General features: G+C 76.5%; 18 protein-coding genes and 2 tRNA genes. 8 read left to right on the top strand and 12 right to left on the bottom strand.

Annotated features, from left to right (window positions below):
- Nucleotides 1-59: 59 nt before the first annotated feature.
- From rfaE2 to MY526_RS16805, 8 genes are all read right to left on the bottom strand, one after another.
- The gene (gene rfaE2 / locus MY526_RS16840; protein ID WP_436704600.1) at nucleotides 60-1,433 is read right to left on the bottom strand and encodes a D-glycero-beta-D-manno-heptose 1-phosphate adenylyltransferase; all 1,374 of its coding nucleotides are present in this window, start codon (nucleotides 1,431-1,433) and stop codon (nucleotides 60-62) included.
- Complete coding sequence (locus tag MY526_RS16835; RefSeq protein WP_436704598.1) at nucleotides 1,430-2,110, bottom strand: D-sedoheptulose-7-phosphate isomerase; 681 nt, start codon at nucleotides 2,108-2,110, stop codon at nucleotides 1,430-1,432. The genes rfaE2 and MY526_RS16835 overlap by 4 nt, the downstream gene beginning before the upstream one ends.
- Nucleotides 2,107-3,327, bottom strand: a complete 1,221-nt coding sequence (locus MY526_RS16830; protein WP_436704596.1) for a glycosyltransferase — start codon at nucleotides 3,325-3,327, stop codon at nucleotides 2,107-2,109. The genes MY526_RS16835 and MY526_RS16830 overlap by 4 nt, the downstream gene beginning before the upstream one ends.
- A complete protein-coding gene (locus tag MY526_RS16825) occupies nucleotides 3,324-4,304 on the bottom strand; it encodes a glycosyltransferase (protein ID WP_436704594.1) in 981 nt (326 codons plus the stop codon). The genes MY526_RS16830 and MY526_RS16825 overlap by 4 nt, the downstream gene beginning before the upstream one ends.
- Entirely contained in the window at nucleotides 4,301-5,353 is a 1,053-nt protein-coding gene (locus MY526_RS16820; protein WP_436704593.1) for a glycosyltransferase family 9 protein, read from the bottom strand. The genes MY526_RS16825 and MY526_RS16820 overlap by 4 nt, the downstream gene beginning before the upstream one ends.
- A complete protein-coding gene (locus tag MY526_RS16815; RefSeq protein WP_436704591.1) occupies nucleotides 5,350-6,849 on the bottom strand; it encodes an HAD-IIIA family hydrolase in 1,500 nt (499 codons plus the stop codon). The genes MY526_RS16820 and MY526_RS16815 overlap by 4 nt, the downstream gene beginning before the upstream one ends.
- A 139-nt stretch (nucleotides 6,850-6,988) precedes the next feature.
- A complete protein-coding gene (locus MY526_RS16810; RefSeq protein WP_436704589.1) occupies nucleotides 6,989-7,504 on the bottom strand; it encodes a MarR family winged helix-turn-helix transcriptional regulator in 516 nt (171 codons plus the stop codon).
- Between the two features lie 25 nt (nucleotides 7,505-7,529).
- Entirely contained in the window at nucleotides 7,530-8,231 is a 702-nt protein-coding gene (locus tag MY526_RS16805; protein ID WP_436688979.1) for a hypothetical protein, read from the bottom strand.
- Between the two features lie 188 nt (nucleotides 8,232-8,419).
- Between MY526_RS16805 and MY526_RS16800 the strand changes: the two genes are divergently transcribed.
- Together MY526_RS16800 and MY526_RS16795 are read left to right on the top strand one after the other, a co-directional pair.
- Nucleotides 8,420-9,703 (top strand): alpha-hydroxy-acid oxidizing protein, encoded by a 1,284-nt coding sequence (locus tag MY526_RS16800; protein ID WP_436704587.1) that lies wholly within the window; start codon nucleotides 8,420-8,422, stop codon nucleotides 9,701-9,703.
- 251 nt (nucleotides 9,704-9,954) lie between these two features.
- The gene (locus MY526_RS16795; RefSeq protein WP_436688975.1) at nucleotides 9,955-11,358 is read left to right on the top strand and encodes a CHASE3 domain-containing protein; all 1,404 of its coding nucleotides are present in this window, start codon (nucleotides 9,955-9,957) and stop codon (nucleotides 11,356-11,358) included.
- Nucleotides 11,359-11,465: 107 nt separating this feature from the next.
- On the opposite strand, the gene MY526_RS16790 is transcribed toward MY526_RS16795, so the two are convergent.
- Nucleotides 11,466-11,900: a MarR family winged helix-turn-helix transcriptional regulator gene (locus tag MY526_RS16790; RefSeq protein WP_436688973.1), complete on the bottom strand. Its 435-nt coding sequence runs from the start codon at nucleotides 11,898-11,900 to the stop codon at nucleotides 11,466-11,468.
- A gap of 99 nt (nucleotides 11,901-11,999) precedes the next feature.
- Here MY526_RS16790 and MY526_RS16785 point away from each other — a divergent pair, with 99 nt between their 5' ends.
- Together MY526_RS16785 and MY526_RS16780 are read left to right on the top strand one after the other, a co-directional pair.
- Nucleotides 12,000-12,503, top strand: coding sequence for a DUF2269 family protein (locus tag MY526_RS16785; RefSeq protein WP_436704586.1), 504 nt, complete (start codon nucleotides 12,000-12,002; stop codon nucleotides 12,501-12,503).
- A gap of 143 nt (nucleotides 12,504-12,646) precedes the next feature.
- A complete protein-coding gene (locus MY526_RS16780; RefSeq protein ID WP_436704584.1) occupies nucleotides 12,647-13,447 on the top strand; it encodes an alpha/beta fold hydrolase in 801 nt (266 codons plus the stop codon).
- Between the two features lie 66 nt (nucleotides 13,448-13,513).
- On the opposite strand, the gene MY526_RS16775 is transcribed toward MY526_RS16780, so the two are convergent.
- The 3 genes from MY526_RS16775 to MY526_RS16765 form a co-directional block, all read right to left on the bottom strand.
- Nucleotides 13,514-13,586 (bottom strand) — tRNA-Arg (locus MY526_RS16775).
- Nucleotides 13,587-13,606: 20 nt separating this feature from the next.
- Nucleotides 13,607-13,695 (bottom strand) — tRNA-Ser (locus tag MY526_RS16770).
- A gap of 75 nt (nucleotides 13,696-13,770) precedes the next feature.
- Nucleotides 13,771-14,976: an MFS transporter gene (locus MY526_RS16765; RefSeq protein WP_436688967.1), complete on the bottom strand. Its 1,206-nt coding sequence runs from the start codon at nucleotides 14,974-14,976 to the stop codon at nucleotides 13,771-13,773.
- Between the two features lie 144 nt (nucleotides 14,977-15,120).
- Between MY526_RS16765 and MY526_RS16760 the strand changes: the two genes are divergently transcribed.
- From MY526_RS16760 to MY526_RS16745, 4 genes are all read left to right on the top strand, one after another.
- Entirely contained in the window at nucleotides 15,121-15,654 is a 534-nt protein-coding gene (locus MY526_RS16760; protein WP_436704582.1) for a CGNR zinc finger domain-containing protein, read from the top strand.
- A gap of 63 nt (nucleotides 15,655-15,717) precedes the next feature.
- On the top strand, nucleotides 15,718-17,157 hold the full coding sequence (locus MY526_RS16755; RefSeq protein WP_436704580.1) for a bifunctional phosphatase PAP2/diacylglycerol kinase family protein: 1,440 nt from the start codon (nucleotides 15,718-15,720) through the stop codon (nucleotides 17,155-17,157).
- A gap of 120 nt (nucleotides 17,158-17,277) precedes the next feature.
- Nucleotides 17,278-17,826: a DoxX family protein gene (locus MY526_RS16750; protein WP_436688961.1), complete on the top strand. Its 549-nt coding sequence runs from the start codon at nucleotides 17,278-17,280 to the stop codon at nucleotides 17,824-17,826.
- Nucleotides 17,823-18,875: a PHP domain-containing protein gene (locus MY526_RS16745; protein ID WP_436704613.1), complete on the top strand. Its 1,053-nt coding sequence runs from the start codon at nucleotides 17,823-17,825 to the stop codon at nucleotides 18,873-18,875. Before MY526_RS16750 ends, MY526_RS16745 begins: the two co-directional genes overlap by 4 nt.
- Nucleotides 18,876-19,390 lie beyond the last annotated feature (515 nt).

The following is a 19,390-nucleotide window of genomic DNA, read 5'->3' as shown; positions in this document are numbered from 1 at the left end:
CGGCCGGAGCGGACCCGGCGTGCGGACTTTCGGCGCGGAAAGTCCAGAACGGGGGCCTGTCACACGCGGGAGCGCTCGACCAGGGCGGTCGTGGAGTGGCCGTCGAGGTAGGGCAGGACGACGGCCTGGCCGCCCCACCGCCGCAGCACCGCGGCCTCGGGCAGGTCGGCCCCGGCGTAGTCGCCGCCCTTGGCCCAGACGTCCGGGCGCAGCCGGTCGAGCACCTCGGCGGGGGTGTCCTCCTCGAAGACGACGACGGCGTCGACGAACTCCAGCGCCTCGAGCACCCGGGCCCGGTCGACGGCGGTCACCAGCGGCCGCGACGGCCCCTTCAGCCGGCGCACCGACTCGTCGGAGTTGATGCACACGACCAGGCAGTGGCCCAGGCCGCGGGCCGCGCGGAGGGTCGCGACGTGGCCCGGGTGCAGCAGGTCGAAGCACCCCCCGGTGGCGACCACGGTGCCGCCGGCGGCGCGGACCCGCGCGATCACGCCGTCCGCCCCGGGCTCGGCGACGACGTCCGGAGCGACCGGCACCGCGTCCCACGCCGACGCGCCACCGCGCCCGACGAACGCCGAGGCCGCCGCGACCGCCCCTGCCACCGCCTCGCCGGTCACCGCGCCGTCGGCCAGCGCGAGGGCGGCCGCCGCGGCGAAGGAGTCCCCCGCTCCGCAGGTGTCCCCGCCGGTCACCGGCGTCGCCGGCACCACCATCGGCGCGCCCTCCCCGTAGGAGAGCAGCGCCCCGCGAGCACCCAGGGTCACCGCCACCGCGCCGACCCCCCAGTGCCGGATCAGCGTCTCGGCCCGCGCCCCGACCGCGGCCAGCCCGTCGCCGTCGACCGGCGCACCGGCAGCCGCGGCGACGCGGGCCGCCTCCGCCCCGTTCGGGGTGACCAGCCGGACCGACGGCACCGGGTCGGCGCCGCGCGGGTGCGGGTCCCAGACCACCGGGCCGCCGGCCGCGGCGAGCGCGGCCCGGACGTCGGCGGCCGCCGTCGTGCCCCGGCCGTAGTCGGCCACCAGCACCGCCGCCGCCTCCCGGATCACCGCGGCCGCCGACGCCGGCAGCGCGCCCAGCGTGGCCACGGGCGCGCCGCTGTCCAGCCGCACCACCGAGTGGTCGCCGACGCGCACCCGCTGCTTGACCGCGGTGCCGCCGGTCGCCGGGATCTCCACCAGCCGCACCCGTCCGTCGAGCAGGGCGCGCAGCCGGGCCGCCCCCTCGTCGTCGCACGTCGGCGCCACCAGCACGACCTCGCGGGCGGTGGTCTGCGCCGCGATCACCGCGGCCAGCGCCGCTCCGCCGGGCCGCTCCCGGGTGTCGACGTCCTCGACCACGGGCACGGGGGCGTCCGGGGTGAGCCGCGACGCCGTCCCGACCAGGTCGACGTCGAGCAGCGCGTCCCCGACCACGACCAGCGGCCCCGTCACTGGACCACCCCGATGCGGCTGACCGGCACCCGCGCCGGCTCGGCGAGCACGGCGGCGTCGAAGGCGGCGCAGACCAGGTGCAGGGCGACCAGGTGGCACTCCTGCACGGTCGCCGTCCACGGGCTGTCGATGCACACCGCGTCGTCGGCGGCCGCGGCCAGCGGGTTGGGTGCCGGGCCGGTCAGCGCCAGCACGGTGATCCCGCACTCCCGCGCCCGCCGGGCGGCGGCGACGGCGTTGGGGCTGCGGCCGGACGTCGACAGGAGCACCAGCACGTCGCCGGACCGGCCGTGCGCCTCCACCTGGCGGGCGAAGAGCTCGTCGGCCGGGTAGTCGTTGGCGATCGCGGTCAGCGACGAGGTCTCCGCGGTGAGGCAGATGGCGGAGAACGGCGGCCGGTCGGCGCGGTAGCGGCCCACCAGCTCGGCGGTCAGGTGCTGCGCCTGCGCGGCGCTGCCGCCGTTGCCCGCCGCCAGCAGCCGGCCCCGCTCCGCCCCGCACAGCACGTCGGCGATCAGCCTGCCCCACCGGTCCAGCGCGTCCAGCTGCCCGTCCACCGACCGCAGCGCCGCCGTCAGGGAGGCCACGTGGTCGGCGCCGGTGAGGTGGGTGCAGGTGTCGGGCGAGACGGCCTCGGTGGCCGAGTGCGGGACCCCGCCGATGGGCGAGACGGTCATCGGGCGACCTCCACGGGACGGCGGCTGGCCAGCACCTGCCGGTAGACGTTCTCGGTGTCGGCGACCACGCGGGCCCACCGGTAGCGGGAGCGGGCCCGGCGCACGCCGGCCGCGCCGTAGGCGGCCCGCCGGGACTCGTCGGCGAGCAGCGCGGCGAGCACCGCGCCCAGCCGGTCGGGATCCCGTGGCGGGACGAGGTCGCCGGTGACGCCGTCCGCGACGGAGTCCTGCAGCCCACCGACGGCGGTGGCGACCACCGGACGCCCGCACGCCATGGCCTCCAGCGGGGTGATGCCGAACGGCTCGTACCAGGGCACGGCCAGCACCACGTCGGCCGAGCGCACCCACGCGGGGACGTCGACCCGCGCCACGGCGCCGGTGAACACCAGCCGGTCGGCGACGCCCACCGACGCGGCGACCGCGCGCAGCCGCCGCACCTCCGGATCGGCGTCCAGCCGGTCGACCGGCGGCCCGCCGACGACGACCAGCTCGGCGCCGGGCACCGCGGCCAGCGCCCGGACGGCGTCCTCCTGGCCCTTGCGCTCGACCAGCCGGCCGAGCACCAGCAGCCGCGGCCGGCCCGCCGTGCGCGGGGCGACCGGTCCCCGCGGGGTGAAGACGGCGGTGTCCACCCCGCACGGCACGATCGACGCGCGGTCGCTGTCCAGCCCCATGCGGCGCAGCTCGAAGACCTCGTCGGAGCAGGTGGCGACGACGTGGCTGACCGTGCGGCACAGTGACCGCTCGAGGTCCAGCCGCTGCGGCGGGGAGGTGTCGGCGGCGCCCTGGTGGCGGCGCTTGACCGAGCCGAGGGCGTGGAAGGTCTGGACGACCGGGATCGTGCCCGCCCGCCCCGCACCGGCCGCCGCGACCGAGGCCAGCCCGCTCATCCAGAAGTGCGCGTGCACGATGTCCGGCGGTGCCGCGGCCCAGGTCCGTCGCAGCACCGCGGCGAACTCCGGCATGTGCCGCAGCAGGTCGTCCTTGGGCAGGACCCGCTCCGGCCCGGCGGTCACGTGCGCGACGTCGTAGCCGTCGGCCGTGGGAACCCGGTCCGGCTGGCCCGGGTCCTCGCGGCGGGTGTGCACGGTGACCGCGTGTCCCCGCCGGGCCAGCCCCGCGGCCAGGGCGGCGACGTGGACGTTCTGCCCGCCGGCGTCCACGCCGCCGATCGCGGCCAGGGGACTCGCGTGCTCGGACACCAGGTCGATCCTCACCGCCTCACCTCCTCCAGGAGCCGGTCCCAGTCGGTCAGGAAGCGCTGCAGCCCGTAGCGCTCCAGCGCTGCCGCCCGCGCGGCCTTGCCGGCGAGGCCGGCGGCGTCCTCGTCGTGCAGGAAGGTGCGGACCGCACTCCAGAGACGCTCCGGGTCGGTCGAGAGCACGCCCGCCTCGCGGGGCACCGCCTCGACCGCCTCGGTGGTGGCCAGCCCGACGACCGGCATGCCCAGGTGCATCGCCTCGAGCAGCGAGAGCCCGAGCGACGTCCAGCGGACCGGGTGCACGTACACCCGCCGCCGGGCCAGCTCGGCGTGCATCGCCGCCTGGGGCGGGTCGTCGAACAGGCCGACCCGCGCCGGGTCGAGGCCGTACCGCTCGTGCAGCCCGGTCAGTCCCATGCCGAAGACGTCGACCGGCGCGACCGCGGCGAGGCCGGGCAGCAGGTCGGCGCCGACGGTGCGGCCGCGGCGGACGGGCTCGTTGGTGACGACGGCCGCGCGGGCCAGCTCGCCGGTCCAGCGCTCCCCCGGGTCGACGATGCCGTGCTCGATGACCGTCGTCGGGGCCCGGCCGTTGTCGTAGAAGAGCCGGTTGAAGTGGGTGACGTGGGCGACGGGGATGTCCGTCCGGTCGGCCAGCGGGTGGCGGGTGTGGGGCACGGGTCCGTCGTCCGGCTCCAGGCCCGGCGCGTTGTGCTCGAGGAAGACCGCGGGCAGGTCACGCCCCGGCTCGCGGCCCAGCCACTCCCGCACCAGCTCCAGGTCACGGGTCCGCTGCAGGACGACGACGTCGACGTCCTCCTCGCGCAGCGCCTCCGGCGTCACCTCGCGCGCCGACGCCGGCCAGTCCCAGGTGCGGGCGCGGCCGAGCCCGTCGGGGCCGCGGTCCGGCGTGACCGGCAGCAGGTACTCGTGCCGGCCCTGGACGAACGCCGTCGTCCACGACCCGTGCACGTGCCAGAGCAGCACCCTCACGCTGTGCCCACCCTCTCCACCGTCGGGACCACCTTCTCGACGGCCGCGACGACGTCGGCCGCGGTCACGGACGTGAGGCACGGGTGCCCCGGCACCGGGCACTCGCGGGCCCGGCTGTCCCGGCAGGGGGCGTCCTGGTCCCCCAGGAGCACGGTCGGCACGCCGTAGGGCGCCCAGCGGACGGCCGGCACCACCGGGGAGAACAGCGAGACGACCGGCGTCCCGACCGCCGAGGCCAGGTGCGCGGGGCCGGTGTTGCCGACGACGACGGCGGCGGCCCCGTCGAGCAGCGCCGCCATCTGGGCGAGCGAGGTGTCCCCGCCGAGGTCGACGCCGCGGGCGCCCGCCACGGCCGCGGTCAGCTCCCGCTCCCCCGGCCCGCCGGTGACCAGCACCCGGTGCCCCGCGTCGGCCAGCGCCTCGACCGCCTCGGCGCAGCGGTGCGCCGGCCAGGCGCGGGCCGGCACCGATGCGCCGGGGTGCAGGACGATGTAGCCGGGCTGGAGACCGCCGGGGGCGACGTGGCCGGGTTCGTGCGCGACCGGGGGCAGGGGCCGGCGCACGGCGAGCCGACCGTCGTCCCCGGCCGGCAGCTCGAAGCCCGCGGCGCGGGCGAGGGACAGGGCGCGCTCGGGCTCGGGCAGGTCGTCGTCCACCCGGTGGCGGACGTCGAGCAGCGCACCGGGGTAGTCGACGCTCGTCGCGGAGATCCGCGGCACGCCGGCCGCCCGGAGCACCAGCGCCAGGGGCAGGGGCGACTGGTGGAAGGACGTCGAGACGACGGCCTCGTCGGGTGCCAGAGCGCGGATCCGCTCGGTGAGGGCGGCGAGGTCGTCCGCATCCACCGGCGGCGGGTCGGCGACGATCCACGGGCAGCGCCAGGTCCAGACCTCGTCGACCCCGGGCAGCAGCGCCGCGGCCTCGGCACCGGCGGGTCCGGCGAGGAACACCACCCGGTCGGCGCCCGCGGCGACCGCCCGGACCATCGGCCCCTGCACGAGCACGTCGCCGGCGGAGTCCAGCCGGGCGACCAGCACCGTGCGGCTCACCACGCCCCCGCCAGGACCGCGTCGACCGCCCCGCGCAGCGTGACCGCCCGGCGCGGAGCCGCGGCGACCTCGGCCTTCCGGGTGACCGGGGTCGGCACGAGGATCCCCGTCGCGCCCGCGGCGGCCGCGGCCTCGCCGTCGGCTCCGATGTCGCCGATGACCACGCACCGGGCGGGATCGACGTCGAGCTCGGCGCAGGCGGCCTTGACCATGCCCGGGGCGGGCTTGCGGCAGGCGCAGCCGTCGTCGGGACCGTGCGGGCAGACCTGGACGGTGTCGAACGGCCCGAGCAGCTCGTCGAGCCGGGCCATGCAGGCGTCGACCTGCGCGCGGGTGATGAGGCCGCGGGCCACGCCGGACTGGTTGCTCACCACGCCGACCAGCACCCCGCGGGCGCGCAGCGCGTCGACCGCCTCCGCGGCGCCCGGGACGGGGGTCACCAGCGCGGGGTCGCCGTTGTACGGGTAGTCGCGCACGAGCGTGCCGTCCCGGTCGAAGAGCACCAGGTCGGGCAGCCCGCGCCACGGCCGCACCCGCCGGTGCGTGACCACTCCGCGCAGCCAGTGCCAGGTGGCCAGCGGCGGGATGGCGGCGCTCGTGGTCAGCATGCTGGCGACCTCGGCCCGGTCGCGGGGGCCGGGGGCGATCCGCGCCCGGGCGAACTCGGCGGTGCCGACGGCCCAGCCCAGCGCGGCGGCCAGCGCCGCCCGCGGCCGGCGTGCGGCGGTCAGGCCGACCGCGGCCACCGCGGCGGCGGTGACGGCGAGGTGCTGCGGACGGCGCCCCAGCGGGGCGTCGGCGCGCTCCCGCCAGCCGCGGCCGTGCAGCCGCCGCATGAGGACGTCGTCGGCGTTGCCCGCCTGCACGCGCGCGCTGACCCACCGGTCGACCGGGCGCACCGGGTGGGTGATCCACCGCTGCCCGCGGACCAGCCGCGAGCCGGTGTCCATGACCCGCAGCGCGAGGTCGGAGTCCTCCCGGAAGGCGCGGGGGAACCGCTCGTCGAAGCCACCGACCGCAGCGAGCACGGACCGGCGGTAGGCGAGGTCGGCGGTGATCCAGGAGCTGGTGGCCAGGCCGGCGGTGCCGCGCTCCCAGTCGGTGGGGCGGCGGCCCTCCGGCAGCGGCACCCGCACCCTGCCCTGGCTGCCCGCGACGTCGGCCGGCAGGTCGGCGAGGTCGTCGGCGAGCTGCCGGTACCAGTCGGGGTCGGGGACGACGTCGTCGTCGAGGAAGGCGATCCACTCCGCGCGCGCGGTGCGCCAGCCGAGGTTGCGGGCGCGGGCCGGACCACCGCCGCCGGAGCGGACGACCCGCACCGGCGGGAGGCCCGGGCGGTCGGGCCGCAGCGGCGGCCCGGCCCGCCGGTCGTCGACCAGCACGAGCTCGGCCGGGCGGGGACCGGGGGCCTGGGCGAGGGCGTCGAGCAGGACGTCGAGCGAGGGCCGGCCGACCGTCGGGACGACGACGGCGCACGACTGGATCCCCACCTGCATGTTCGCGTCCTGCCCGGTCCGCGCGGACCGGAAACACTACGGGCTTGAAGTGTTGTCCGCACGAAGAGGAGGACCCCGTCCTCCCCACCCCTCGCACGCCCGGGGCGCTGCCCTGGACGAGGCCACGAGGGGCCGTTCGTCAGCGGCGGGTCCGGGCCGCGGCCGAGACACGAGCGAGGGCGTTCGTGACGGTGGCGGCGTCGTCCCCCAGGAGGCTGAGCAGGTGGGCGACCAGGTCGTCGTGCGTGGGCGTGGCCTCGGCCACCTTCGCCCGGCCGGCCGGCGTCAGCCGGGCGTGCAGGAGCCGCCGGTCCCCCGCCGTCCGCTCCCGCGTGACCAGGCCCTGGGCGACCAGCCGGGTGACCGTGCTGGTCACGCCCGCCCGGGACAGTCCGAGCGCCTCGGCGACCTCGCCCATCGTGGCGCGCTCACCGGGGGCGTCGGCGATCTGCCGCAGGGCCTCGAACCCGGTGAGGGACAGGTCGTGCTTGCGGTGCAGCGCCGAGTCGACGCGCCGGGTGATCCGGTCGTGCACCTGGACGATCCGCAGCCAGGTCTCGGCCGGGCCAGGGGCGACCCCGGGGAGGGCGGCGGCGTCCCGCGGGACGTCGGCGGGCGAGACGTCCGGCGCGAGGGCGTCCTCCGGGAGGTGCACCCCTCCATCGTTCCCGACGTCGCGCTCAGGCGCTCCCGGGAGGAACGGGGCCCGGCGGCTGCGCCCGCCGCCGGCCGGCCGCGCGGGCCAGCCCGATGGAGGTGGCGAGCAGCGCCGATCCGGTGACCAGCAGCGGCCACGAGGTGCCGCCGTCCGGAACCGGCAGGTCGGTGGCCGCGGCAGCCGGGACCACCGGCGACTCGACCCCGGCCCCGGCGCGGCCCGGGACCGGCTCGACCTCGTCCACGGGCGCCGCCAGCACCGGCGGGGTCCCGATCGGGGGCACCTGCGCGGCGCCGGTCGGCGGGGTGATCGCCGCGCAGTCCTCGGCGGCCGGGCGGGTGAAGCTGTAGCCCTGCAGCTCGTCGGCGTAGGCGTCGGTGCCGTCGATCGACGTGTACCGGAGGTCGGGGTCGATCGTCTCGCCCCAGTCGACGTCGCCGGTGCGCAGCACCACGACCTCGCCCGGCTGCACCACCGCGGCGTCCTCACCCGCGGACGCGCGACTGGTGGCCAGCGTGACCTCGTAGGCGACGACGCCGCCGGTGATCTCGACGACGACGCCACCGGGCCGGCAGCTGGGGCCGTGCGTGACGCGGGCACCGGGGCGGTCGGGGTCGTCGACGGCGAGCGCCGGGGCGGCGCCGATGAGGCCGGCACCCGCGAGGCCCACGCACAGGCCCGCGACGGTGGCGGCGCCCCGGACGGCTCTGCTTGCGACCGGCACGTGCACTGTCCCCCTGGATCCCCGCCCGGCGCAGCTGCGCTGTGCCGGTACGCCACCCATGATGACGTCCGTGACGCCTCCCTGACGCCGGGTTACCGGTCAGTCGCGCGTGTCTGCACGGCGTGTCGGGAGAATTGTCGACCGAGGTCCGCGGCGGGGTGTGACGGAGGGCTCACTACGGTCAGCCGATGGACTCTGCCGCTGGGACCGGGCGCCGCCGGCAGGACGAGGTGTACCGGGCCGGGGTCTACGGCCGCCGGCCGCGGGTGCCGACGGCGGCCCGGGCCCTGCAGCGCCGCGCGAAGGCGCACCTGACCAACCGCGCCTACGCGTACGTGGCCGGCGGGGCCGGGGGCGAAGCGACGCAGCGGGCCAACCGGGCCGCGTTCGACCGCTGGGCCGTCGTCCCCCGCGTGCTGCGGGACGCGAGCGTCCGGGACACGTCGGTGGAGCTGTTCGGGCGACGCCTGCCCGCGCCGCTGCTGCTCGCCCCGGTCGGGGCGCTCGAGCTGGTGCACCCGGAGGCCGACCTCGCCGTGGCGCGGGCCGCCGCCGGGCTCGGCGTGCCGATGGTGTTCTCCAACCAGGCCTCGGTGTCGATGGAGCGGTGCGCCGCCGAGATGGGGGACGCGCCGCGGTGGTTCCAGCTCTACTGGTCGACGTCGGACGAGCTGGTGGCGAGCCTGGTCGCCCGCGCGGAGGCCTGCGGCTGCGACGCGCTGGTCGTGACCCTCGACACCACGATGCTCGGCTGGCGCCCGCGCGACCTCGACCTCGGCCACCTGCCGTTCGCGCTCGGCAAGGGCATCGCCCAGTACACCTCCGACCCGGTCTTCCGGCGGCTGGTCGAGCAGCGGGCGAGCGCCCCGGCGGCCCGCGACCGGCAGCCGCGACCGACGGCGGCAGCGGTGCGCGCGCTGGTCAGGATGGCCCGAGCCTGGCCCGGACCGCTCCTGGACAACCTGCGCTCACCCCTCCCGCGCGCGGCCGTCGAGACCTTCCTGGCCATCTACTCGCGGCCGTCGATCACCTGGGCCGACCTCGCCTGGCTGCGGGAGCGCACCCGGCTGCCGATCCTGCTCAAGGGCGTGCTGCACCCCGACGACGCCCGCCGCGCGCTCGACGAGGGGGTGGACGGCGTCGTCGTCAGCACGCACGGCGGGCGCCAGGTGGACCGGTCGATCGCCGCGCTCGACGCGCTGCCCGACGTGGTGGCGGCGGTCGGGGACCGCGCGCCGGTGCTGCTGGACAGCGGGGTGCGCAGCGGCGCGGACGTCCTCACCGCGGTGGCGCTGGGTGCGCGGGCGGTGCTGCTGGGCCGGCCGTTCGCCTGGGGTCTCGGGCTCGCCGGGGAGGCCGGCGTGCGGCAGGTGGTTGCCGACGTGCTCGCCGAGTTCGACCTCTCGCTGGGTCTCACCGGGCACGCGTCGGTCGGTCAGCTGGGCCCGGAGGCGCTGCGCCGCGTGCCCTGAGACGACACGCCGGGTCGCCCTTGACCCCGTCGTGTGGCCGGGGTCACAGTGTGCGTGGGCGGGGGTAGCCGGCAACGAGTGGCCACCCACTGCTGGGTGGACCGACCAACGCGGCCAGACCGTCAGGACCGGCCCCCCGCCCCTCAACCACCCCGGCCGGTTCCGAGACCGCGCGTCCTCGTTCGGTGACCGGCGGTCACGCCTCGTCGGCTGGGCTGGCGGCACGGCGGCTGACCAGCACAATCCTCCGCATGCGCACGTTGCGGGGCGCCGTCGGGTGGCTCGTCGGCGTGTTCGTGGTCCTCGTGGTGGCGAGCGCGACCGCGACCGGGCTGGCACGTGCCGCGGTCGCCTCCGCGCAGAGCGAGCTCGGCGAGCGCGTGCTGCCGGCCCGGCAGGCCGCGACCGACCTCGCCACCGCCTACGTCGACCAGGAGACCGGCCTGCGCGGCTACCTGCTGACCGGCGACGCGCAGTTCCTCGAGCCCCAGGAGCGCGGCCGCACGGACGCCGAGCGGCTGGAGGGCCGGCTGGCGGACCTGCTGGCCGACGACCTCGACGGCACGGAGCTCCTGGGCGCGGTCCGCGCGGCGGGAGCGGAGTGGCACATCGGGACGTCCGAGCCCGGGATCGACGCCCGGCGGCAGGGCCCGCTGTCCGCCGGCCGGCTCGAGGCACTGACCATGGACGGCAAGACCGCGTTCGACACGCTGCGGGCGGCGCTCGCCGCACTGCAGGCGCACGCCGTCCAGCGGACCGCGGACCAGCTGAGCGCCATCGGCACCGCCCAGACGGTGGCGAACGTCGTGGCCATCGGCGCGGCGGTCCTGGGCCTCGCCGTCGCCGTCGCCGTCGTCCCGCTGGGGCGGCGACTGATCACCGGCCCGCTGGACCGGTTGCTCGACGACGTGCAGGCGGTCGCCGCCGGCGACCACGGACGGCCCATCGCCGCCAGCGGCCCCCGCGAGTTCGCCACCATCGCCGACTCCGTCGACCGGATGCGCGCCAGCGTCGTGGCGCACTCCACCCAGCGGGCGGCCGCCCAGCGCGAGCTCACCCTCCGGCAGGAGCACGAGCGGATGGCGGCCGACCTGCACGACCTGACGATCCAGCGGGTGTTCGGGCTCGGCCTCGGGCTGTCGTCCCTCTCCCGGCGGCACGCCCAGCTGGCGCCCGCCGTCCTGCCGCTGATCGAGGAGACCGACCGCATCATCCGCGAGCTCCGCACGGTGATCTTCGACCTCGGTCGGTCCGAGGTCGCCGACACCCTCCGCGGCCGGGTCATCGACGTCGCGGAGGAGAGCGCCCGGGTCCTGGGGTTCACGCCCTCGCTGGAGTTCTCCGGCGCCGTCGACACCCTCGCCTCGGACGCGGCCGGCGCGGAGGTCCTCGCCGCGCTGCGCGAGGCCCTGAGCAACACCGCCCGGCACGCCGGCGCGACCCAGGCCGAGGTCTGCCTCGCGGCACAGGACGGCAGGCTGTGGCTGACCGTGACCGACAACGGGGTCGGCCTCCGCCCGGAGTCCACACGGGGGAACGGCCTGGCCAACCTGCAGGCCCGCGCGCAGCGGCTCGGTGGCACCGCGGACGTCCGTCCCGGTCCGCAGGGGACCGGGACGGTCGTCGAGTGGGAGGTCCCGCTCCAGAGCGCCTGACCGCCGGCCGGACGGCGCCGGTTCCGCTGGCCACCCAGACCTGCGAACTCGTGGCCATCAGCCGCTGATCACCACGAGATCGCAGGACTCGGCGCGGGGTCGGTCGGTCAGCTGCCGGAGACGTTGCGGCGCATCCTCTCCAGGACGGCGGCCACGCGGGCGAGGTCCTCGGGGTCCAGGCCGGCGCGCAGCTGCTCGTCGTGCTCACGGGCGGCGTCCCGCAGCCGGTCGAACAGCTGCCGGCCCGCTGGCGTCAGCTCCACCCGGCGCACCCGCCGGTTGCCGGGGTCGGCGGCGCGGGCCACCAGGCCGGCCGCCTCCATGGCGTCGAGCTGCTGGGTCAGCGTGGCCGCGCGCACGCCCAGCGCGTCGGCGAGCTCCCGCTGGGTCGCCACCGGACCGGAGCGCAGGGCGAGCAGCACCAGCCAGGTGGTCCGCGACCCGCCCGCAGCGGCGAGGCGGGCGTCGAAGGCGCGGCTCACCTCCCGGGCGACGCGGTGCAGGAGCAGCCCGATCGGCGGACCGCCGGGAGGGCGCGGCACGGGGGCAGACTACCGCATCCGTTCGGTACCTTACCTTTCGGTACCTTACGATCTGTCGTACCGTCGACGGCGTCCCGCCCCCTCCCCGAGGACACCGCGATGACCTCGACCCGAGCCCCCGCGATCCGCCTGCGCCTGGGCCCCTCGACCCGGCGCGGGGTGCTGCTGGTGCACCTCGCCTGCTCGATGGGCTGGCTGGGCGTCGACGTCGTCGTCGCGGTGCTGGCGGTCACCGCCGCCACGGCCGACGACCCGTTCCTCGTGGCGTCCGCCTACACGGCACTGCACACCTTCGCCGTGCCGGTGCTGCTCACCGTGGGCCTGGGCAGTCTCGGCACCGGGCTGCTGCTCGGGCTGGCCAGCCGCTGGGGCGTCGTCCGGACCCGGTGGGTGCTGGGAAAGCTGGTGATCAACGTCGTCCTGGTCGCCCTGGTCCCGGTGCTGCTTCAGCCGCAGGTCGCCGAGGCCGCCCGGCTGGCCCGCCAGGTGGACGCCGACCTGTCCGAGCGGCTCGGCCGCATCCCCGTCGACCTCCTCTTCCCTGGGTTCGTCTCGGGCACCGCGCTGGTGGTCGCCGCCGTGCTGGCCATCTGGAAGCCGTGAGGGCCGACGCGGCGCCGTCCGCCGGCCGGTTCCCGGTCGTAGGGACCGGCGACCCTGGCACCCGCGCGCCGCTGCGCTGGACGCTGGTCGCCTCCCACAGGCCGGGCCGGGCGGGTTCCGGCCCCTTTCCGGAGGGCCGGCAGATGGGCCGAGCGGTGCAGGTGGACGGCAACGACATCTGGGTGGAGCAGAGCGGCGCGGGGCCCGACGTCCTCCTGGTCAACGGCGGCGGCGACCCCCTCGAGGCCTGGCAGGCCCAGCTCGACGGCCTGGCCGGCGACTACCGGTTGACCGCCTTCGACAACCGCGACGTGGGCCGGTCGGTGCGCCCCGAGACCGGCTACACCGTCGGCGACCTGGCCGACGACGCGGCCGGGGTGCTGCGGGCCCTGGGCATCGGCGCCGCCCACGTCGCCGGCTACTCGGGCGGTGCCCTCATCGCGCAGGAGCTGGCACTCCGCCACCCCGAGGCGGTCCGGAGCCTCGTCCTGGTCAGCACCTGGGGGCGCCCCGACGTGTTCTGGCACCACCTGGTCGGCTCGTGGCTGTGGATGGCCGGGCATGCACCCGGCGAGCGCGCGTTCCTCGAGGCATTCTTCCGCTGGGTCTACACCCGCCGGGCGCACGAGGACGGCACCGTGGACAAGCTGGTCGACGAGGCGCTGGCCTTCCCGTACCCGCAGTCGCCCGAGTCCTTCCAGCGGTTCGCCGATGCGTTCTGGGAGCACACGACCGCCGACCGGCTGCCGCAGATCGCCGTCCCGACGCTGGTCCTGGCCGGGAGTGCCGACATCATCGTCCCGCCGCCCTACGGCCGTGCCGTCGCCGACGCGATCCCGGGGGCCCGGTTCGAACTGCTCGACGGCGAGGCGCACCAGCCCTTCCAGGAGGTGCCCGAGGAGTTCAACCGCCGGGTCGACGCCTTCTGGCGCGAGGTCGGCTGACCGCACAGAACATCGCGGCCCCGACCTCCGAGGAGGGCGGGGCCGCGGTGCTGTCTCAACCAGACGTGCACCCGAAGGGATTCGAACCCCTAACCTTCTGATCCGTAGTCAGATGCTCTATCCGTTGAGCTACGGGTGCCGGTGTTCAGTTGTCGTGCGCGGAGGCTCCGGGATTTGAACCCGGGATGGGGATTAACCCAAACCGCATTAGCAGTGCGGCGCCATAGACCGGACTAGGCGAAGCCTCCCGGGGTCCGAGTCCCCTCGGAACCACCGAGGAGAGAGACTACCAGCGCCGCGGGAGGCCCCGGCAGCGGGGGGCGTCAGACCGCGGCCAGTTCCCCCGCCGGACGGCGCACCCCGCGACGGCCGGGCACGAGCGTCACCGTGACCGCCAGCGCGGCCCCGGCGACGGCCAGCAGCAGGCTGCCGCTGACCCCGGACGGGCCCTCGATGAGCGCGCCGCCGAGGGCCGCCCCGACCGCCGAGGCGCCGGTGGCCATCGTCGACAGCCAGGTGAACGCCTCGGTGGTGGCGTGCGCCGGCGCCAGCGCACCGACCAGCGAGTTCTGCACGGTCAGCGTCGGGGCGATCGCCGTCCCGCCGAGGAAGAGCAGCGCGCCGAGCACCCACGGGCTGGACGCCGCGGTGAGCGGCGCGAGCCCGATCGTCACGCCCAGCAGCAGCCAGCGGTACTGCCGCGGCAGGGAGGCGCTCACCACGCGGGCGCCGAACCACAGCCCGCCGGCCACCGACCCGAGCGACCACAGGGCCAGCAGGACGCCGGACATCCCGGGCGAGCCCGCGGCGTCGGCGAACGCGGGGACCGCCACCTCGAGCGCGCCGAACCCGAGCATCAGCGCCGAGCCGCTGACCAGCACCCGCGGCATGCCGGGGGCGAGCACCGTGGTGAACGGGCTGGTCCGCTCCGCGGCCGGTGTCGGCACCCAGTCGCGGATCGCCCGCGACGTCGCGATGCCCAGGGAGCCGGCGACCGCCAGCACCCCGGCGATCCCCACGGCCCACGCGGGGCCGGCGAGCACGGTCAGCGCCGCGACCGCGGTGGGGCCGGCCACGAAGACCAGCTCGGTCGCGGTGGCGTCGAGGGCGAAGGCGGTCGGGCGCACCGCGGGGTCGACCCGCGACCACAGTGCCCGCACCGCACCGGAGACCAGCGGCGTCGCGGCGCCGGCCGCCGCGGAGGCGCCGACGACGACGGGGGTGGGCGCACCCCCGAGCACGGCCGCGACGAGCGCGGTCAGCAGCAGCGGGTACACGCCGGCCTGGGCCAGCAGCACCGGCCGCGGGGTCCGGCGGTCGGCCAGCCGGCCCAGCACCGGGGCCATGCAGGCCATCGCGATGCCGTAGGTCGCCGCCGCGAGCCCGGCCACGGCATAGGAACCGGTCTGCTGCTGCACCATGAGCAGCAGCGCCAGCGGCACCATCGCCGAGGGGAGGCGACCGGCGAAGCCGGCCACGAGCAGCACCGGGGCGGACGGCAGCCGCCAGACGCTCAGATAGGCACGCACGACGAACTCGCTTCAGGGGACGCACGGGAAGGGTAGGGGGTCAAGACTCGTTGACCACCTACAGGCTAGGGACGCAGAGGTAGGGAGTCAAATGAGTGACGACGCCTACAGTGCCGACGCGTCCGCGAGACGGTAGGGAGTGCCATGGACTACGACACCTACGGGTCCTCCGCCGTCGAGCTGGCGATAGACCTCGCCAACGCGGAGCGGGACGCCGGGCCGGAGTGGGCCGGGGCCTTCCTGCGCGCCCACGACGAGTGGTTCGAGCCCGGCACGGCGCTCGACCTCGACCCGGCCGCGGCGGCGCACGCCGCCGCGACCGCCGACCTGGTGCGCGCGGTCGCGGTCGCCGCGTCGCAGGCCGAGGTGATCGAGCGGCTCAACGACCTGCTCGAGCTGGCGCACCCGAAGCCCTACGCCACCGACCACGACGGCGAGCTGCACCTGCACTACGCCCGCGCCGACGCCCCCGTCCTCGAACAGCTGACGACGACGGTCGCCATGGGCCTGTCGCACGTCGTCGTCCAGCACGGGTGGCAGCGCATCGGCATCTGCTCGGCCGAGGGCTGCGACGACGTCTACGTCGACACCTCGCGCAACGCCAGCCGCCGGTACTGCTCCAACACCTGCGCCAGCCGCTCGACGGTCGCCGCCTATCGCGCCCGCCGCAAGGCCTGAGCGGAGTCGCTCGAGCGCGGAAACCGTCACCGAACGACTCCGCACCGGCTAGCGTTCCCTGCCATGCGGAGCGCCCGGCACTGGGACGCCCGCCTGCACTCCCTCGTGGGCGGCCTGCCCACCTCCCGCGCCGCCGACACCTGGCTGCGCCGGCTCACCACGACCGCCGACCACGGGAAGCTGTGGTTCGTCGTCGCCGCGCTCCTCCTCACCCGCCGCGGGTCCCTGCGGCGCGGCGCGATCCGCGGGCTCGGGTCGCTGGCGATGTCGAGCAGCCTGGTCAACGCCGTCCTCAAGCGGGTGTTCGGCCGCCGGCGCCCCGACCTCGGCTCGCACCCGGTCCAGCGGCTGCTGCACCGGTCGCTGACCACCCACTCCTTCCCCAGCGGCCACTCCGCGTCGGCCGCCGCCTTCGTCACCGGCGTCGCGCTCGAGGCCCCGGTCGCGGGCGCGGCGCTGGCACCGGTCGGGCTGGCCGTGGGGTACTCCCGGGTGCACGTGGGCGTGCACTACCCCGGCGACGTCGTCGCCGGCCTGGCCGTCGGCGCGGCGGTCGCGATGGGGACCCGGATCTGGTGGCGGGTTCGGCCGACGACGCCGGCCCGGGTGCGGACGGCGGGCAGCGCGCCGGCGCTGCCGGACGGCGAGGGGCTGGTGATCGCGGTCAACCCGCGGTCGGGGCCCGACGACTACGACCCCGCCGAGGACGTCGGCCGACTGCTCCCCCGCGCCGAGGTCCTCGAACTGCGGGAGGACACCACGGTCGGCGAGCTGCTCGCCGAGGCCGCCGCGTCGGGGCGGGCGCGGGCGCTGGGGGTGGCCGGCGGGGACGGCAGCGTGGCCGCGGCCGCCGCCGTCGCGCTCGAGCACGGGCTGCCGCTGGCGGTCCTCCCGGCCGGCACGCTCAACCACTTCGCCCGCGACGTGGGCGTGCACACCGTCGAGCACGCCGCCGAGGCGGTCGCCGCGGGTGCGGCGGTGGAGGTGGACGTCGCCGAGGTCAACGGGACGCCGTTCCTCAACACAGCCAGCATCGGCAGCTACCCGGAGATGGTGCGCCGGCGCGACGCACTGGCCGGCCGCATGGGCAAGTGGGCGGCGATGGCGGTCGCCGCCGCCCGGACCCTCCACCACGGGACGCCGGTGTCGCTGCTCCTCGACGACCGCCCGGTGCTCGTCTGGATCCTCTTCGTCGGCAACGGCCGCTACACCCCGCGCGGGCTGGCGCCGGCCTGGCGCCCGCGGCTGGAGGACGGGCTGCTCGACGTCCAGTACCTGCGGGCCGACGTGCGGTTCAGCCGGACCCGCGCCGTGCTGGGCTCGCTGCTGGGCGTCAGCGACCACAGCTCCGGCTACGCGGAGTGCCAGGCGCAGCGGGTGCGGGTGGTCTCCCGGTCGGGGCCGCTGCAGGTGGCCTACGACGGCGAGGCCGGGGAGCGGGCGACCGAGTTCGACTTCCGCAAGCGGTCGACGCTCACCGTCTACTGCTCGCGGACGGACTGACGGCCGCCGTCGACCGGCGGAGTGGCGGCCACCTCACTACGGTCCCGAGCAGGGGTTGTCCCGGCGCGACCCGGGGCACCGCAGGCCTGACACGCACCGCGACGGAAAGAGGTCCCCACCATGTTGGTCCGCCGGATCGCCCGGCCGATGCTCGCCGCCACGTTCGTCTTCGGCGGCGTCGACACCCTCCGCCACCCGCAGTCGCGGGTCGCGGGCGCCAAGCCGGTCGTCGACACGATCACCGAGCAGGCCGACAAGCAGCTGCCGGTGCAGGTGCCGCGCGACGTCGAGCAGTGGGTCAAGATCGACGCGGCGGTCAAGGTCGGCGCCGGGGTGCTGTTCGCGCTCGGCAAGCTGCCGCGGCTGTCGGCGTTGGCCCTGGCCGTCAGCACCGTCCCGACGACGCTGGCCGGGCACCGCTTCTGGGAGTACGACGACCCGCAGCAGAAGGCCGGGCAGACCATCCACTTCCTGAAGAACCTCGGCCTGCTCGGCGGGCTGCTGATCGCCGCCGTCGACACCGAGGGCAAGCCGTCGGTCGGCTACCGGGCCCGCCGCGCGGCACGCAAGGCCGCCGACACCACCGAGAAGAACTACGAGAAGGCCCAGAAGCGCGCGGCCAAGGCGCACAAGAAGGCCGAGCGCAAGGCGAAGCGGGCCTCCCGCTGAGCGACCCGCTCCGCCCCGCGGACGCGCTCCGGAGGATCGCCTTCCTCCTGGAGCGCGCCCGCGAGCCCACGCACCGCGTGGCGGCGTTCCGCACCGCCGCCGCTGTCGTCGACACCCTCGGCCCCGACGAGCTGGACCGGCGGATCCGGACGAAGACGCTCACCGACCTGCGGGGCATCGGTCCCAAGACGGGTGCGGCGATCGTGCAGGCGCACGCCGGCGAGGTCCCCGAGTACCTGGCCCGGCTCGAGGAGACCTACGGCGAGCTGGTGCCGCTGGCCGACGACGTCGCCGAGTTCCGCGCCGCGCTGCGCGGTGACCTGCACGTGCACTCGGACTGGTCCGACGGCGGCAGCCCGATCCGCGAGATGGCCGAGGCGGCGATCGGGCTGGGCCACGAGTACATGGCCCTCACCGACCACTCCCCCCGGCTGACCGTCGCCAACGGGCTCTCGCCGGAGCGGCTGGAGCGGCAGTTGGACGTCGTCGCCGCGCTGAACGAGGAGCTCGCGCCGTTCCGCATCCTCACCGGCATCGAGTGCGACATCAACGTCGACGGCAGCCTCGACCAGACCGACGAGCTGCTCGGCCGGCTCGACGTCGTCGTCGCCAGCGTCCACTCCGACCTGCGGGCCGAGAGCGCCGCGATGACCGCCCGGATGCTCGCCGCCGTGGCCGACCCGCACACCGACGTCCTCGGGCACTGCACCGGCCGGCTGCTCATCCCCCGGGAGCAGCGCGAGGGACGGCGCCAGCGCCCGCGGCCGGAGAGCACCTTCGACGCCGAGGCGGTCTTCACCGCGTGCGTCGAGCACGGCACCGCCGTGGAGATCAACTCCCGTCCCGAGCGGCTCGACCCGCCGATGCGGCTGCTGAACCTCGCGGTCGACCTCGGCTGCGAGTTCGCCGTCGACACCGACGCGCACGCGCCCGGTCAGCTGGACTGGCAGGGCAACGGCTGCGAGCGGGCCGTGGAGTGCGGCGTGCCGGTGGAGGCCGTGGTCAACACCTGGCCGGCCGACCGACTGCTCGAGTGGACGGCGGGCTGACCCCGCGACGCTACGTGACGGCGGCCGCCGCACCGCCGGACCCGCCCGCACGGCCGTCCCCGGGCCCGCCGGTCCACCCGCGGCGGTGACGGTGGGTGCGGGCGCGGCCGGGGAGGGGCTGGTCGTCCACCCACCCGGGTGATAACGCGCACGTTCGGGTGACCGCCTCGAGGAGCCGCCCGACGCCGCCGCGACGCCCCCCGAAGAGCTACCGAGGGGACCACGGACCATTGCGCAGGCCACAGTCATGGGGTATCAGGCGCAGCGACACGCTCGCTGAGCGGGCACGTGTGTGACCGATGTCACGCCGGGTGGGCCCGTCCGCGGGGCGACCAACCCGCCCGGCCGCGCCGAGGTCGCTTGCACGTTCGGAAGCCCACCCGGTAGTAATGGACCAGACCTCGGGGGCCACGGAGAGTCACCGTTCACCGGTGTGGATGGGTGAGCGCGATCGCTGGTTCCCGGGCGGTCGCGGCACCACCGCCGTGGCCAGTACACGACATCGGTCAGCACCA

The organism is Geodermatophilus sp. CPCC 205761 (genome assembly GCF_051383655.1).
In the GTDB taxonomy this organism is placed as follows: Bacteria; Actinomycetota; Actinomycetes; order Mycobacteriales; family Geodermatophilaceae; genus Geodermatophilus.
Note: the sequence above shows the minus strand (reverse complement) of the source record. Positions and strands in the feature narration are given on the sequence as shown.